Consider the following 17,016-nt stretch of genomic DNA (forward strand, 5'->3'; position numbering starts at 1 on the left):
CCTGAGTCCGGTTCAATACCGAAATCAGGCCTTGGCCACTTAACCCTCGACTGTCCAACTTTTGGGGGTCAGTTCAATACTGGCCTTTATTTATTGTTTTCCTGGTCCATCAACCAGCCTGGTTTACTGCTCTTTGCCTTTATCCTGGCGGATCTGAGGAATATCCGACTGGCCGGTCTTGGCCAGCAAACCCACCTGGGTATACGTAAACAGTTTTGCGCGGGTATCCACAATATCCAGATTGCGCATGGTCAGTTGCCCGATACGATCCAGAGGCGAGAACATGGACTCACCCTTTTCCATCGTCAGGCGATCCGGGTGATAGGTAAGATTGGCTGATTGCGTATTGAGGATCGTGTAATCGTTACCACGACGCAGCTCGAGGGCGACTTCGCCGGTAATGGCTCTAGCTACCCAGCGCTGGGCGGTTTCGCGCAACATGATGGCTTGGGGATCAAACCAACGGCCCTGATACAGCAAACGCCCCAGGCGCAAGCCATTGATGCGGTATTGCTCGATGGTGTCTTCGTTGTGGATGCCGGTTACCAGACGCTCGTAGGCGATGTGCAGCAAGGCCATGCCCGGGGCTTCGTAGATGCCACGGCTCTTGGCCTCGATGATGCGATTTTCGATCTGATCACTCATCCCCAGGCCATGACGCCCACCAATCCGGTTGGCCTCCAGCATGAGCTCAACGGCGTCGGAGTACTCGACGCCGTTGAGCGCCACCGGATGCCCTTCATCGAAGCGCACAGTGACTTCTTCGGCCTTTACCTCAACTTCGGGTTTCCAGAAGGCAAGTCCCATGATGGGCTGCACGATCCGCATGCCCGAATCCAGGTGTTCAAGATCCTTGGCCTCGTGGGTTGCGCCCAGCATGTTTGAATCGGTGGAATACGCTTTCTCGGCCGACATCTTGTAATCAAAGCCGTTTTCCTGCAGATACTGTGACATCTCGGCGCGCCCGCCAAGCTCGTCGATAAATTGCTGATCAAGCCACGGCTTATAGATCTTGAGCTCGGGGTTGGTGAGCAAACCATAGCGATAAAAGCGCTCGATATCGTTGCCCTTGAACGTGCTGCCGTCACCCCAGATATGCACGTCGTCTTCACGCATGGCCGACACCAGCATGGTGCCAGTAACCGCACGGCCAATCGGCGTGGTATTGAAGTAAGTAACGCCACCCGTCGAGATATGAAACGCATTGCACTGCAAGGCGGCAATGCCTTCAGACACCAGTTGCGCCCGGCAATCCACCAGCCGTGCCCCTTTGGCACCATAGCGCAACGCCTTACGAGGGATTTCGTCGTAATCCGGCTCATCGGGCTGGCCGAGGTTTGCCGTGTAGGCAAACGGGATTGCGCCCTTGTTCTTCATCCACAGCAAGGCAGCGCTGGTATCCAGCCCGCCCGAAAAGGCGATGCCGACCTTCTGCCCGACCGGCAGATTTTCGAGAATGGTTGTGCTCATGGGGATCCGGACAAATCAGTAAAAAAGAGACAAACGACCATTATACGGCCAGCCTGATGGTGAACCCGGGCAGCGGCTGCCCGAAACATCTTCAGGAGAATCGCTCGTCCAGCCAATCAAGCGCCACTGCCGCCGAGATCGCCGGGTTGGCATTTTGGCAATGCCCGTCGGCGCCTTCGGCTGCTGTAAAAATATGCGAGGTAGACGGCCCGCCTGTACCCTGCATAAATACACTCAGCTGACGCAGGGGCTCCGCCCCCTCACCTTCGCCGGCAAGCGCAAGACTTGGGCAGGCAATCTGACTCAAGGCCTGGCTATCCACCCGAAACTGGCGCAAATAACGATAGGTGTCTGCAAACCCCTCTTGCCCGAAGCGGCGCATCAAATTACCCGCCATCCCGCGGGTTTGCGCATCCATCACACTATCTGGGATCTGTGGCAGATCCGCCAGGCGAAAATCATCTGCCGCACTGAGCTCAGCAGGATCCACGCCCGCAAAAGACACCATATAGGCATGCAGATCGATAATGGGAGAATTGGCAATCAGGGCACTGAAACGAGGCTCGTGTGCCGCAATACGGGTTGCAAAGTACCCACCAAAGCTGATGCCCATCAGGGCCAATCGGCCTGCGTATGCCCCAGGTACGGCCGTCACGTAATCGGCCACCTGCCGGCCCACCTGTTCAAAATCCGGGGCAAAGTGGCTGCCATCATGAAAACGCCAGGCATCCATCTGTCCCGGCCCGGTAAACAGCAGCAAATCGTAGCCACGCTCGAATGCGGCAGCGCCGTACATGATCCAGGATTCTTCAAGTGTGCCATCAAAGCCACTGACGATTGCAAGCATCCTGGCAGGGGTAACACCCCCCTCTGGCTGATGGATATGGTACGCGGGTAATGCCAGCCCCTGGTAATGAAACCAAAGTTCTGTGCCGTGAATCCCGGCGGCCCGCAAATAAGCCATAAAACAGCGCCGGCTGGATAAGCCCAGCGCCCGGTGCCGGTCGTCTTCGATCGGTGTGTAGTATTCCGCCGCCCGATAACTGTTGCAGGCCTCGAGGTATTGGTCTCGCGCACTGATGGCATGCCCGCGCGCCGCACGGCCCTCTGCATCGGCCTGGTGGCGTTTGCCGGATGCCTCGAAGGCATCCACCCAGGCAGCCGGCCGGGCACTGCCAATTTTCTGAGCCAAGGCCAGGCACTCGCCCACCGACGCCCCGCCATAGCGGGCCGAGCCCAGCTGACGCATCAGCTGGTAATCCATTTCGGGGTTTACAAACCCCTGTACCCGCGTACGTCCACGCTCAAGATTATCAGCCATGGCGTCCATCCCCCAAGGGTTAGAGACAGTGATTGTCGGCCAGTATAACGGCCCTGTTTTCAAGACACTATATTCAATTTGAGGCCTATCCAACGTAGTGACAAGCCACATTTATGCTAGAATTTCCGTCTTTCGGGGACGTAGCTCAGCTGGGAGAGCGTCGCGTTCGCAATGCGAAGGTCGGGAGTTCGATCCTCCTCGTCTCCACCAAGTATTCATGCGGGTTTCCGCGCCATTGGGCCACCTGAACAGGCGGCCCAATTTATTATTTTTGGCACTAATTGGCACAACGACCTATACCCTAACGCAGCCGCCTTGGCTGCTTCCAGTTAGGAGTTTAGGATGGCTACCATCACACCGCGCGGCCCCCACCAATGGCGCTCAGATCCGCCGGAAGGGCTTCCCCGTCCGATCCAAGACCTTCGAGACCTACAAGGAGGCGAAAGCGTGGGCTACACGCGTTCGCTGGCGTCAGTATCCCACCTGGATTTTCAGGAATTCGCGGATGAGCGCCGGGACGAAGACATAGCGCCCTCGACAATCCGGCGGGATCTCTCCGTTATACAAGCCATGCACCAAACCTTGGATGCCTAGGATAGAATCGATTGGGGACATCGGCATTGCTCCATTAAACGTGTTCTTCGTAAAAACAAGTCTAATGAATGTCGCTGTCCCCCGTTCATGATGTAGAGCCCATGAATACCGCCTCGCCCTTAAATCTATGGTGTCATCTATGCGATTTGCCCTCCTCATCCTTCCAGTAACACTGTTATGCGGCCTCAGCGCACCATTTAATTCTTCAGTAGCGAGCGCCGCAGATCCAAGTCGCCAGGCAGAGGTATCGGCACGAGGAGCGGAAGTCATGCCATTCGACCTGAAGGCAACGACCCACCTGTTTACCAAAACCAGTAATGGCGGTGTCCAACAAGTCGTCGCCAAAAATCCGAAGAACCGCACGCAAACCAAACTGATTCGCGAACATTTACATGACATCGCCGATCAGTTCAGAAACGGAGATTTTTCTGCGCCGATGCACATACACGGAATGGGGATGTCAGGATTGGCACAACTTAAAAAAGCCAAGCCAGGGGAAATCAGCATTAATTACAAGGATCTGCCCAACGGCGGTGAAGTTCAATATTCAAGCGCGAATGTATCTTTAGTGTCTGCGCTACATCATTGGTTTGATGCCCAGTTATCCGACCACGGCGCCGACGCAAAGCAGGGTCATGCGCATCATGGAATGGGGCACGAATAATCCTTGCGCGAACAGGACCAAGTCATGGATCAAATGCGTCTGCCATAGCCTGCGACATCTACGCTGCCTATTGTCATTTCGATAAAAACGCTATCAATTTGACGTGCGTCAATAGAGGCAGCACTTTCGAGCGATAGATTGTGAGTTGTATCGCCAAACGAAAGGAAATGACATGAAAAAGTACACAGTGCTTGTTTTTGCCGCGAGTCTGCTGTTGGTCACGTCCGCATGGTCTCAGCCATATAGTGGTCGTGCGGGAATGATGGGTGGGGCTCAAGGTTCTGGTGGTTACGGTGCAGGCATGATGGGTGGGGAACACGGGCCTGGCGGCTATGGCATGGGGCCGGGAATGATGGGCGGCTTCGGAATGGGCCAAGGTATGTTGGGTGGTGGCTATGGTCCGCAAAATTGCAGCATTGACGGGCTCGATCTTACGAGCGAACAGCGCACGAAGATCGAGGCGATCCGTGATGAACTTGGCCGCAAGCAGTGGGACCTCATGGGCAAAATGCGCGAATTAAGCTTAAATTCGAGTAACGCTACTGTGAACGGGAAATTCGATGAACAAGCCGCGCGCAAAAAGTATGACGAGAGGGAGGGTGTGCGTAAACAAATGTTTGAAAGTTCACTTGACTTGCGTAAGCAGATCGAGGCCGTACTCACCGACCAGCAGCGTCAAAAGCTGTGTGATCCCCACCGTAGTCAGTAGATTTATGCAAGGCAGCTGCCGTCTCACGTGAGAGCGGTAAACCGCTTGATTTTTCAGGCGGTTTTTTTCATCTGACGTAAGTGGCGTAATCAGGTGATGGCCTCGACCCGCCCCGTATCCAGGTGATAAAGCCCCCCGACAACCTTGAGCTTCCCGGCCTGCACCGCCCTGTCAAGAATAGGCGTGGCCTCCTGCAGGCGACGCACGTTTTGCCTGATATTTTCGATGGTTGCTGCATGCAGCAAGGTGCCGCCTTTGGGCGTCTGGCTCGCGGCAGCGCGTACGGCGGGCATCAGCTCGGTGACAATGTTCTGGATATGGCCGGGAAATTCGGCCTGCTTCTCGTACGCATCGACCGCCGCACTCACCGCGCCACAACGGGTGTGCCCAAGCACCATGATGGCCGGCACCTTCAAAACCGCAACACCGTACTCCAGGCTCGCCAAAATATCGCTGCTGACGTAGTTGCCGGCTACACGTGACACAAACAGGTCACCTCTTTCTTCATCAAAACAGAACTCCGGGCTCACCCGCGAATCTGCACAGCTCAGGATACTGGCATAAGGATTCTGCCCGCCCGCCAATGCCTGACGTGTTGAGGCGAAGTCCCGGTTTTTGGTCTTGCCCGAGGTGTATCGCTGGTTTCCTTCGAACAAACGCTTGATGGCCTGATCGGGAGAAAGCACGTTTCCCGGCTTTGGAGGGGATTTTGCGTACGCGTGTGCATATCCCGTGGACATGCCCAGCAATGAAAACGCAGCAATTGCGCCAAGGGCAGCACGCCGGGATCGCGATTCTGGTGCCCCATCCACAGAACGACGGCCTGCACATAATTCACACATTTCCATCTCCCCAACCTTTAGATTGATCGCGGTACGTTACTGTCTAGATGCAAATGTGGCAATCGAAATTTGTACCCCCGCCCGACGGCTTACACCTCGTCAAGTACACGCGGCAAAGCGTCATAGAACCACAGTACACTGTTTGCTTTATTGATCAGGGAACGTGCGCCATCATGGGTAGTACAAGCGTCTGGCTGGAAGCCACCATCCTCGGCTTGGTTCAGGGCCTTACCGAGTTTTTGCCGATTTCCTCCAGTGCCCACCTGCGCATCCTGGGGCCGCTACTACCTTCGGGGGGAGACCCAGGCGCCGCTTTTACTGCTATCACACAGATAGGCACCGAAATGGCCGTGCTGCTGTATTTTCGCCATGACATCCTACGCATCCTGAAGGCCTGGCTAGCGTCACTCACCCCCACCGGGCCGCGCGGCAACCCGGATGCCCGCATGGGCTGGCTGATCATCATCGGCACGCTACCCATCGCCGTACTGGGCTTGTTGTTCAAGGATGCGATTGAAGGCAGCCTGCGCAATCTGTACATCACAGGTACGGTGCTTGCCCTGTTTGCGGTGATTCTGGGCATGGCCGATTACATCGGCCGCAAGCAGCGTCCTCTAGATCAACTCAGCTGGGGCCACGGCCTGTTGTTTGGCTTGGCGCAGGCCATGGCGCTGATCCCCGGAGTGTCCCGCTCAGGCGGCACCATCACCGCTGGCTTGCTATTGGGCTACACCCGAGAAGCAGCCGCACGATATTCATTTTTACTGGCTCTGCCAGCCGTCTTTGCAGCCGGTTTCTATCAGCTGTTTCGCAGTTGGGGGCAAGTCGGGCCCATCGGAGCCGGGCCCACCGCCTGGGCCACGTTGGTGGCGTTTTTTGTTGGGTACGGCGTGATCGTGGCCTTTTTGCGATTTATCTCCACTCACAGCTTCATGCCCTTTGTGGTTTATCGCATCGTACTGGGCGCTGCTGTCATAGCGCTGCTTGCAGGCGGCGTTTTAAGCCCGCTATAACGAAGCCTCGGCCACCTATACCAACCCGGCGGGCGCATCGCCCAGATCTTCTACCAGCACCTCGCCCATGTAGTCCAAAAACGAACGCACTGCCGGCGACATGCCACGGCGCGACAGGTACGCAGCATGCACGATGCCAGAGCGAAGCGACCACTCGGGCAGAACCTGCTCCAGACGGCCCTGGGCAATGCCCTCGCGACACATGTAGTCGGGCATAAAACCGACACCAATACCTTCCTCGATGGCATAACGCAGCGTTACCAAGTCGTCTACGATATAGGCCGCAGCGCAATCAATCTCTTGGTGTGCCCCCTGCGGGCCATCCAAAGAAAAATGAATCCTGCCGGCCTGCGCTGACATCCCCACCGCGTCAAAGCGTTTCAGATCGGCGGGCTGCTCGGGACGGCCCACATTTTGAAGCAGTTTGGGGCTTGCTATCAGCCAGGTACTACCCCGACCCAGCCGCTTGATGATTGCGCTACCGCTGTCATCCAGGCTAAGCCGCACACGCAACGCGACGTCCACACGCTCACTAACCAGATCAACCACGCGATTGGTCACCTCCAGATTCAGTTTGACGTGCGGGCAGCGCTTCAGGTACGCCGGGATCAGTGGCCCTACCACTGTCTGTGCAAGCGTCACGGGACAGGACACCCGCAGAACGCCGCGCGGCTCGGCCACGATTCGGGAAATCTCCGCATAGGCTTGGTCGGCGGTGTCTCGCACAGCAATGCAATGGCGGATGAACTGCTCACCCGCCAGCGTCAAGGACAGCTTGCGTGTCGTGCGGTTCAACAGCCGCACGCCCAGTTCGGCCTCGAGCCGTCCAATCCGCCTGGACAGGCGCGAAGTTGGCAGCTCCAGCGCGCGGGCCGCACCTGAAAAGCTGCCACGTTCCACGACTTCAGCAAAGTAGCGCATGTCATTCAAGTCATGCATGGTGGATTCACCTCATAAATAGAATACTGTTTGTTCTTTGAAACGGATTATCAATCATTCAAGCTTAATGGAAAATAGGGCTAATCACATACCGAACCGATATTTTTCATCCATTCAAGGCATCCCAATGAAATTATTGCTGCACATCGACTCCAGTATCACTGGCCCGGAATCCGTCTCCCGCCGCCTGTCTCGCGACATCGTGGCGCAACAACAGGCCTGGCATTCTGGCCTCCAGGTTGATTACCTGGATCTGGCGGCCCAGGCGCCCAACCCGCTGTCGCTGGATGCACTCGGCTTCCGCATGCCCGATTCGGCTGGTACGGTCACCGAGGCCCAGCGCCTCGAAAACGAGGTCTCCGAAGCACTGGTCAGCCAACTGATCGCAGCAGATATCGTCGTCATCGGCGCACCTATGTACAACTTCACCATTCCCGCCCAGCTCAAGGCCTGGCTGGATCGCATCGCCCAGGCTGGGCGCACCTTCAAATACACCGAAACCGGCCCGGTGGGCCTGCTGGGTGACAAAACCGTCATCCTGGCACTGAGCCGCGGCGGCATTTATTCCGCCAATCCCGCCATGGAACACCAGGAAAGCTATCTCAAATCGATATTCGGCTTCATGGGTGTCACCGATATCCGCACGGTACGCGCTGAAGGTATGAACATGGGACAGGAGCACCGCGAACGCGGCCTGGCACAGGCTCAGTCCGACATTCAGGCTTTGATAGCAGCCTGACCCCGATCAAGACAGGCGGGATGCATCAATGGTTATTCAGCCATCCCACCCTCTGCCTTAAACCATCTTGCAAACCTTGATAATTGACACCAAGCGACCAGGAAGCACTATTCTGGATGTTCAGACGGGCTACGATCCATTGGACAAACATGATGGACGATCAGAAATAGGCTTGAAACCGCTCATCTCGTTGTAGCAAGGGTTACAGCTTGCGCCGCCCCAAAGCGTATAGGGCTTATTTGACGCTCCTGTAGACGTACCGAACGCAACGCATAGGATGGACGTCAATCTACAAGGAGCTTGCGTGAGCACAGCGACGGCAGAGTCTTTGGGGGACGATACGAAGCCCCTTTCACCGTGGTGGGTACGGTGGTTCATCATTGTTTTTGTCATTGGGGCAGCGGTACTGGTTGCCATGACCGTGCTGGGCTACAAGCACGCGCCTCCAATCCCGCAATCAGTCGTATCCAGCGACGGCACCGCACTCTTCACCCGCGCCGATATTGAAAACGGGCAAGGTGTGTTTCTGCGTTACGGACTGATGGATAACGGTTCCATCTGGGGCCACGGCGGCTATCTGGGGATTGATTACTCCGCTGAGGCACTGCACCAGATGAGTCTTCAAACCGCCGAAGCACTGGCGCAGCAGCAGTACGACAAGCCTATGGCTGCCCTTGACGCCACCCAACGGGCAGGCGTGCAAGGCCAGGTAGCGCAATTGCTGAAAACCAACCGCTACGACGCCGCTACACAGGTGCTCACCCTCACACCACCAGAAGTGGCCGCATGGAAGGCGCAGCTTGGCTACTGGACCAATTATTTCAAGGATCCCGAGAACAACGGCGGGCTCTCGCCCAACTGGATCACTGACCCGCAGCAGTTGCGTCAGTTCACCGCATTTGTCACTTGGGCTGCATGGGCTTCAGTGGCCAATCGGCCAGGTGAGGGCTATTCCTACACCATGAACTTCCCATACGATCCGTCGGTGGGTAATGTACCGGCGGGCGATGCAACCTTCTGGAGTGCGCTCAGTCTCGTGGTATTCCTGATCGGTCTGGGCGCGGCCCTGCTGGCCTCTGGCCGTTTTGAATACCTGGGCTGGATCAGCGCCGGCAAAATCGAACCGCGCGTCACACCGGGCGTGTCCACCAAAGGGCAACGCGCGCTGGTCAAGTTCTTTGTCATCGTCGCTGCCGTCTGGCTGTTTCAGACGCTGGTGGGTGGCGCTACTGCGCACTATCGCATCGAACCAGGCGGCTTCTACGGCATTCCGCTAGAACGCATCTTTCCAAGCAACCTGATGCGCACCTGGCACCTGCAAAGTGCCGTCATGTGGATTGCCACCTCGTACGTGGCCGCCGCCCTGTTCCTGGGCAGCACGCTGCGCAAGCAGGTACCCGAAGCCCTCACACACTGGGCCAATCTGCTGTTTGCCGCCTTCCTCATCGTCATCGTCGGCAGCCTGGTGGGCGAATGGGCCGGCATGCTGCAATGGTTTGGCAGCTGGTGGTTCTGGCTTGGCAACCAGGGCTGGGAATACCTGGAACTCGGCCGTCTGTGGCAGTACGTTCTGGTGATCGGCCTGGTGGTGTGGTTTGCCGTACTGTGGTGGCTTGCGCGGCCGCGCGACAACGCCTCGGTCGAGGCCAGACCCGTTGTGCGCATGTTCCTGCTGGCAGCGCTGTCAATCCCCTTGTTCTATCTGCCGGCGCTGTTCTACGGTGCGCACACCAACTTCACGGTGGTGGACACCTGGCGCTTCTGGATCATCCACCTGTGGGTCGAAGGCTTCTTCGAGTTCTTCGCCACCACCGTAGTAGCCATCGTGTTCTACCAGCTTGGGCTGGCACGGGTTAACACCGCGCTGCGCGTCATCTACCTGGATGCCATCCTGTTTTTCCTGGGCGGGCTGGTGGGTACCGGCCACCACTGGTACTTTAACGGCCACTCAAGCTTCAACATGGCGGCATCCGCGCTGGTCTCGGTGCTCGAAGTTGTGCCACTTACGCTACTCACCCTGGATGCCTGGGGCTTTATCAAAACCGCACGCGGTGGCGATCAAAATACCCCTCGTGCCAAGATCGCACACGATCACAAGTGGACGCTGTTCTTCCTGATTGCCGTCGGTTTCTGGAACTTCCTCGGTGCCGGTGTGTTCGGCTTCCTCGTCAACCTGCCCATCGTCAGCTATTTCGAGACCGGCACGCAACTGACCCCCAACCATGGTCACGCATCGCTGATGGGTGTATTTGGCATGCTGGCCATTGCGCTGATGGTGTTTGTCTTGCGCCAAACTGCCTCTGACCGCGACTGGCCGGGCATCGAGCGCTGGGTCAAATACACCTTCTGGGGTGCCAATATCGGCCTCATGATGATGGTGGCCTTCAGTCTGTTTCCCAGCGGCCTGCGCCAGGTGTGGGATGTGACACAACACGGCTACTGGCACGCACGCAGCATGGCGTTCATCCACCAGCCAACAGCCCTGATCATCGAGTGGCTGCGCCTGCCGGGCGACCTGGTGTTCATCATCTTCGGCTCCATCCCGCTCACTATCGCGGCATTCAAGGCCTGGGCGGGGGTGCGGCGCCAGGAGGCCGATTGATGGTGATTATCTAGCGGGCACCCTCTAGTAAGGCTTGGGCTGGCACTTCCAATGTGCCAGCCCAAGCCCCGTATAGGGATAGCCATCTGCTAGACTTCACAGGTAACAAAATATGCCGTAAATATCCAAGGGCATAAGCCCTATCAGGAGTCAGCCTGCCGTGCCTGCCAAACCACACGCTTCAGCCAATGCAAAGACCGGTGATCAGGACGATTTTTCGCTGGAAACACAGCAGGTACCCGATACGCCCAGCAAACCACCGAAGCCCATCAGCCGCAAGACAAAATTGGCACCCCGTAATAGCCGGGCTACTGGCGACGACGCCCAGATCCTATCCTACCGGCACGCCGACAAGCGCGTGAACAACCCGGAGGTAGGCATGGTCACACCGGCAACGGATCCCGAAGCAGGCAAAACAAAATGGGCGTACGACCCCCATCTGGATCCTGCCCTGAGTTTTGACCCACAGCGCAGCCAGATTGAAACCCTGATCGATGACGCGCTGGCCTCGGGTGACACAGCCCAGATGCGTGCAGCCTTGGAAGAACTGAAACGCCTGCAAAGCCCTTACCTGAACTGGGCAGGTAAAGCCGAACGCACCAGCTTTGATATCGATATCGTCAGCCTGCACGTGCACGAGCGCATCGACCCAGCCAGTATCCTGACGGCCGTGCGCAAGGCAATGGGCACGAAAACCACAAGCAAACAGGCCACCAAAGCTGTGCAGCCTGGGCTATTTGATGCGCCGTTTGAGAGCCTGCCGTTGCGCGATGCCATCGATTTCTACCGCCACGAGCGCGGCTGGGCCAACCGATTGATCTCCGGCGACAGCCTGTTGGTGATGAACAGCCTGCTGCAAAAGGAAAACATGGCCGGCCGGGTGCAGATGATCTATATCGACCCGCCCTACGGCATCAAGTACGGCAGCAACTTCCAGCCCTTTGTCGGCAAGCGGGATGTCAAGGATCGCAAGGACGAAGACCTGACCCAAGAGCCGGAAATGATCAAAGCCTTCCGGGATACCTGGGAGTTAGGGGTTCACTCGTATTTGACGTACCTGCGGGATCGCCTGTTACTGGCGCGTGAACTATTGAATGAAACAGGCAGCGTGTTCGTGCAGATTTCGGATGAGAACCTGCACCATGTAAGAGAATTAATGGACGAGGTATTCAAACCCGAAAATTTTGTTGCCCAAATAACTGTTCAAAAGACATCTGGTCAAACATCAACCTATTTATCCGGTACCGTTGATTATCTTCTTTGGTATGGACTAGAAAAGAGGGTCACTAAATACAATCCCCCACTTTCTTTAAAAGAAATGGGAGGTGTTGGCGGTAGTATGTACCAATTTATTCAACTATCAAACGGTAGTTGCAGACGCCTCAACTCCTCAGAGATAGAGCACCCAAAATCACTGGAACGAGACAGCCTGATATTTCGACTTGGTGACACAACCTCACAGCGACAAGGCCGAAGCGCCGGCCCTGGTTCAGCCATGTATTTTCCAGTGCACGTGGACGGACAAAACTACTTTCCTCCGATGTCCAGAGGCTGGACTTCCACCGCTGACGGCATGAGTAGGCTTGCAAAGGCGGGGCGCCTCAATCCACAGGGAGAGCGGCTCGCTTATAAGCGATATTTAAACGACTTCCTTGCCTACCCATTGGGTAACAATTGGGTGGACACAGCCGGAGCAACTGATCGACTCTATGTTGTTCAAACTGCAGACAAAGTCATCGAACGATGCCTCCTGATGACCACCGACCCCGGCGATCTGGTGCTGGATCCCACCTGCGGTTCAGGCACCACTGCATTCGTTGCCGAAAAATGGGGCCGCCGCTGGATCACCTGTGATACCTCACGCGTGGCAGTGACGCTGGCCAAACAGCGGCTGATGACGGCCAGCTACGATTACTACGACCTCAAATACCCTCAGGAAGGCCTGAAAGGCGGCTTCATCTACAAGACAGTGCCGCACATCACCTTGAAGTCGATTGCCAACAACCCTGAAATCGATACCATCTACGAACAAAAACACCCGGCTATCGAATCTGCGCTGGAAAAACTGAACCAGGCCCTGCAACATGCCAAGGCCCCTGCTTTTACCGTTACCGAAGGTGGCCGCAAAGGCCAGACACTGGATTTTTCAAAGGGCGACACCCTGCTTGAATGGGAAGTGCCTTTCGACTACCCAAAAAACTGGCCAGCCAACGCGCAGGATGCCCTGGCAGCCTTTCACTCATGCCGGCAGGCGATGCAAACCCAAATGGACACCAGCATCGCCGCACATGCCGACCAGGAAACGCTCTACGACCAACCGGCCATTGCGCGAGACAAACTACGCATCACCGGCCCCTTTACGGTAGAGGCTGTCCCCTTCCCCAGCGTCAAATCGCTGGATGAAGCAGACGGCCCAGCCGAAGCTGACACTAGCATCGCCCGCACGGGCGAATCCGGCCGTCAACATCAATGGCGCGATGAGCTGCTCAAAGCCGGCATTCGCGGCAAAGGCGGCCAAAAACTGAACTTTGCCGATCTGGAACCCCTGCCTACAGACGATGGTATGCAACACCTGCATGCCACCGGCCACCTGGATTCGGGCGAGCGCGTGGTGGTGAGCTTTGGCCCGGAATACGGCGCACTGGAACAGCGCCAGGTAACCAACGCGCTCACCCAGGCGGGCAATCTGTTTCCTTTACCCAAGATGATTGTATTTTGCGCCTTTGCCTTCGATCCGGAGGCCGCCAAGGATATTGATGCCCTGCGCGGCATCACGGCACTAAAAGCACAAATGAATACCGACTTGCTGACTGACGACCTGCGCAAGGCACGGGCCCACAACCAAAGTTTCTGGCTGATGGGCCAGCCCGAAGTGGAAGTACGCAAAACCAAAAACGATCAATACGTGGTGGAGGTTCACGGCTTTGACTACTTTGATACCGTCAAAGGCGAATTGATCTCAGGCGGCAAGAAAAAGATCGCGATGTGGGCACTGGATACGAATTACGACGAGCGCAGCCTGTTTCCACACCAAGTGTTCTTTCCCATGGCTGGGCGAGGCGAAGGCTGGGAGAAACTGAAGAAAAACATCCGGGCAGAACTGGACGAATCCCGGCTGGATGCCTTCCACGGCACGGTCAGCCTGCCTTTCGAGGCCGGAGACAACCGCAAGATCGCGGTCAAGATCGTAGACGACCGCGGCATCGAATCACTGAAAGTTATCCCGTTGGGTTAAGGGAAGAATCGTGGCACAGCCTTCCCTGATCATCAGCTCTCCCTTTGAGGCTCCCACGCATCACTGGGTCCGTGAGTCTGACAACAAGCTCAAGCTAAACACGGGCCGCCGGCCGGCAGGATACGAAATCTTTGATACCCGCAACAACACGGTTCGTGGGGTAGAACTGGATCTGGTCAACCGCATCCGCGAACGCGTAACCGCCTGGCGGCAGGCAGATTACCCCGGTGTGACGGCCATTACCCGCCAATTGCTGGAACACTGGCACGACAACGGCGCGCGGCAATACACGTTTTATTTTTGCCAGCTGGAAGCCATTGAAACACTGATCTGGCACGTCGAAGCGCCGACAGAATACCAACAGGGAATCGCCATCCCCGGAGATGGCGGTGCCTGGGAACGCCTATGCAGCAAGATGGCAACCGGCACAGGCAAAACAACGGTAATGGCCATGATCATCGCTTGGCAGGTGTTAAATGCCCTGGCCTACCCCAAGCGCAATAAAGATTTTTCGCGTGCCATCTTTATTGTGGCACCGGGCCTGACGGTTAAAGAACGGCTGCAGGTACTGCAACCTGGGCACCCAGAAAACTACTACGACCAATTTGCTATCTGCCCCAACGAGGCCTTGCGCCAGAAGCTTAATCAGGCGGTTTTGCTGATCGATAACTGGCACAGCCTGATGCCACTTAAGGATGTCACCCGATCCATCGTAAAAAAGGGCGCCGAAAGCGATGAGGCCTACGTGTGCCGTATCCTGGGGGCCTTGGCGAGCTTCAAGGATATTGCGGTCATCAACGACGAGGCCCATCACGCCTACCGCATCCGGCCCGAGACCAAAGTCAGCAAGAAAGACGCAGAGATGCTGGGCATCAACCTGGACGATGCCACCCGCTGGATTGAAGGGCTTGACCGCATCCACAAAACACGGCGCATCAGCCACTGCTTTGATCTATCTGCCACCCCCTTTGCGCCCACCGGGAAAACCAGCACCGAAACCGCCCTATTTGATTGGGTGGTCTCCGATTTTGGCCTGAACGATGCGATTGAATCGGGATTGGTCAAAACCCCACGCGTCGTCATCCGCGACAACGCCTTGCCCAATGCCAAAACCTACCGCAGCAAGCTATATCATCTGTACCGCGAACCCGAGGTTCAGGAAGATCTGAACCGGCGCGGGGCTGAGCCTCATGAAGCTCTGCCCCAACTGGTGCAACAGGCCTACACATTGCTGGGGGCAGACTGGCGTGAAACCCGAGCCGCGTGGCAAGCGGCTGGCCATGTCTCTCCACCCGTCATACTGACTGTCTGCAACCGCACGGAAACAGCCGCCCGGCTTGAGCACTATTTTCGCCAGGGCGATGCCCACTGGCCCGATCTGCAGGCCCCCACCCGCACGCTAAGGGTGGACTCCAAGGTGCTGAACAAGGCAGAAAGTGGGGAATCGGCCACAGCGGACAAAGCCTACGAAGAAGTTTTGCACGACATCCTTGAAGCCGCCGATATCCCGGAGTTCATCAAAGCACGCCTGCGCCCGCTGAAAAAAGAAGAACTGCTACGCGCAATTATCGATAACGTGGGTAAACGCGGCACAGCGGGTCAGGATCTGCAAAATGTCATTTCCGTAGCCATGCTGTCTGAAGGCTGGGATGCCAAGAACGTCACCCATATCATGGGCCTGCGGGCCTTTACCAGCCAGTTATTATGCGAGCAAGTGATTGGTCGGGGATTGCGGCGTGTGTCATATGACACCGAGCCGGCGCAATGTCCGGACGGCCAGGTGCGCGATCTGTTTCGGCCAGAGTTTGTCAACGTCTTTGGCGTCCCTCTGTCGATTTTCCAGGATGTAGACGACAGCGGCGAGGCTCCGCCGCCACCCAAACCCAGTATTCAGGTCGAATCACTTCCAGATCGTGCAAGTCTGGAGATCAGCTGGCCCAACGTGCTACGTGTGGACACCGTCATCCATCAAGCACTCACACTCGACTGGGACAACCACAGCGCCTTGCGGCTGACCATCGACCCTGTTCGCATTCCTGTCAGCGCCGACCTTGCCCCTGCCCTGGGCGGCGCAACGGATATGTCCAAGATTGTGCCGATCGATCTGGAAAAAATCCCCGAGGGGTTTCGCCAGCAGCGACTGTTATTTATGGCAGCCCGCAAAGCGATGGAAAGCCTGGGCGGTAGATTTTCCGGGGGACGCGAACTGCTGGTTCAGCAATTGGTGCGCCTGGTAGAGCGGTTTTTTAATTCAGATCACCTAAACATTCCATCGCTGTTTCACCAGGAGCCGCTACGTAAACGCATCCTGATTGCGCTTTCCATGGATACGATCGTCCAGCACATAGCGGCTTTGATCGAACAGCACAACAGCCAACAGCTCGAACCTGTGTTCGATCCGGAGTTTCCGATCGGATCTACCCGGCTGATGCGCACCTGGTACACCACCAAGCCATGCCTTGAGACCGTGAAATCGCAGATCAGCCACGCTGTAGCGGACAGTACCTGGGAAGACTATGCTGCCAAGCGCCTGGAGGCCAGCACAGAAGTTTCGGCCTACGCCAAGAATGACCACCTGGGCTTCCAGATCTATTACCTGTGGCGCGGCAGCAAACGCAAATATGTGCCTGACTACCTGGTGCGTCTTGCCAACGGCAAAATGCTGGTACTGGAAATCAAGGGTGAGGATTCCGAGCAAAACCGCAAGAAGCGGCTGGCGCTGGACGCATGGGTCCAAGCCATCAACACACGGGGTGGCTTTGGCGTGTGGTGCTGGGATGTGGTGATGGGCGAGCCCGCACAGATGGACGATGTGATCAACCACCACGCATCCTCGCCCCGTTATTCGGAACCCATAGGAAAGCCCACGAGCCAAAGGCAGTGATAAA

Annotated in this window: 12 protein-coding genes and 1 tRNA gene; 9 read left to right on the top strand and 4 right to left on the bottom strand. The window is 56.7% G+C overall.

Translation table 11 applies throughout. The features are described from left to right. Positions 1-123: 123 nt before the first annotated feature. Both argG and ABS758_RS12885 read right to left on the bottom strand, forming a co-directional pair. The gene (gene argG / locus ABS758_RS12880; RefSeq protein ID WP_350383511.1) at positions 124-1,470 is read right to left on the bottom strand and encodes an argininosuccinate synthase; all 1,347 of its coding nucleotides are present in this window, start codon (positions 1,468-1,470) and stop codon (positions 124-126) included. 91 nt (positions 1,471-1,561) lie between these two features. Beyond that, positions 1,562-2,791: an alpha/beta hydrolase gene (locus tag ABS758_RS12885; RefSeq protein WP_350383509.1), complete on the bottom strand. Its 1,230-nt coding sequence runs from the start codon at positions 2,789-2,791 to the stop codon at positions 1,562-1,564. Between the two features lie 134 nt (positions 2,792-2,925). On the opposite strand from ABS758_RS12885, the gene ABS758_RS12890 reads away from it, so the two are divergent. The 4 genes from ABS758_RS12890 (at position 2,926) to ABS758_RS12905 (ending at position 4,758) form a co-directional block, all read left to right on the top strand. Beyond that, positions 2,926-3,001 (top strand) — tRNA-Ala (locus ABS758_RS12890). A gap of 132 nt (positions 3,002-3,133) precedes the next feature. Next, positions 3,134-3,385: a hypothetical protein gene (locus ABS758_RS12895; RefSeq protein WP_350383506.1), complete on the top strand. Its 252-nt coding sequence runs from the start codon at positions 3,134-3,136 to the stop codon at positions 3,383-3,385. 268 nt (positions 3,386-3,653) lie between these two features. Continuing rightward, positions 3,654-4,049, top strand: coding sequence for an aspartate carbamoyltransferase (locus ABS758_RS12900; RefSeq protein WP_350383505.1), 396 nt, complete (start codon positions 3,654-3,656; stop codon positions 4,047-4,049). Between the two features lie 172 nt (positions 4,050-4,221). Continuing rightward, positions 4,222-4,758, top strand: coding sequence for a Spy/CpxP family protein refolding chaperone (locus ABS758_RS12905; RefSeq protein WP_350383502.1), 537 nt, complete (start codon positions 4,222-4,224; stop codon positions 4,756-4,758). Positions 4,759-4,847: 89 nt separating this feature from the next. Here ABS758_RS12905 and ABS758_RS12910 read toward each other — a convergent pair whose 3' ends face one another. Beyond that, positions 4,848-5,444, bottom strand: a complete 597-nt coding sequence (locus ABS758_RS12910) for a carbonic anhydrase (protein WP_350389099.1) — start codon at positions 5,442-5,444, stop codon at positions 4,848-4,850. Between the two features lie 329 nt (positions 5,445-5,773). Between ABS758_RS12910 and ABS758_RS12915 the strand changes: the two genes are divergently transcribed. Next, positions 5,774-6,613, top strand: a complete 840-nt coding sequence (locus tag ABS758_RS12915) for an undecaprenyl-diphosphate phosphatase (protein WP_350383497.1) — start codon at positions 5,774-5,776, stop codon at positions 6,611-6,613. 15 nt (positions 6,614-6,628) lie between these two features. Here ABS758_RS12915 and ABS758_RS12920 read toward each other — a convergent pair whose 3' ends face one another. Then, positions 6,629-7,552 carry a LysR substrate-binding domain-containing protein gene (locus ABS758_RS12920; protein WP_350383495.1) on the bottom strand — a complete coding sequence of 308 codons (924 nt, stop codon included), beginning with the start codon at positions 7,550-7,552 and terminating at the stop codon, positions 6,629-6,631. A gap of 127 nt (positions 7,553-7,679) precedes the next feature. Between ABS758_RS12920 and ABS758_RS12925 the strand changes: the two genes are divergently transcribed. From ABS758_RS12925 to ABS758_RS12940, 4 genes are all read left to right on the top strand, one after another. After that, positions 7,680-8,291, top strand: a complete 612-nt coding sequence (locus ABS758_RS12925; RefSeq protein ID WP_350383494.1) for an FMN-dependent NADH-azoreductase — start codon at positions 7,680-7,682, stop codon at positions 8,289-8,291. 304 nt (positions 8,292-8,595) lie between these two features. Beyond that, positions 8,596-10,893, top strand: coding sequence for a nitric-oxide reductase large subunit (locus ABS758_RS12930; protein ID WP_350383491.1), 2,298 nt, complete (start codon positions 8,596-8,598; stop codon positions 10,891-10,893). 160 nt (positions 10,894-11,053) lie between these two features. Further along, complete coding sequence (locus ABS758_RS12935; protein ID WP_350383489.1) at positions 11,054-14,128, top strand: site-specific DNA-methyltransferase; 3,075 nt, start codon at positions 11,054-11,056, stop codon at positions 14,126-14,128. Positions 14,129-14,138: 10 nt separating this feature from the next. Then, positions 14,139-17,012 carry a BPTD_3080 family restriction endonuclease gene (locus ABS758_RS12940; protein WP_350383487.1) on the top strand — a complete coding sequence of 958 codons (2,874 nt, stop codon included), beginning with the start codon at positions 14,139-14,141 and terminating at the stop codon, positions 17,010-17,012. Positions 17,013-17,016 lie beyond the last annotated feature (4 nt).

Source organism: Castellaniella sp. FW104-7C03 (assembly GCF_040276085.1).
GTDB lineage: Bacteria > Pseudomonadota > Gammaproteobacteria > Burkholderiales > Burkholderiaceae_B > Castellaniella.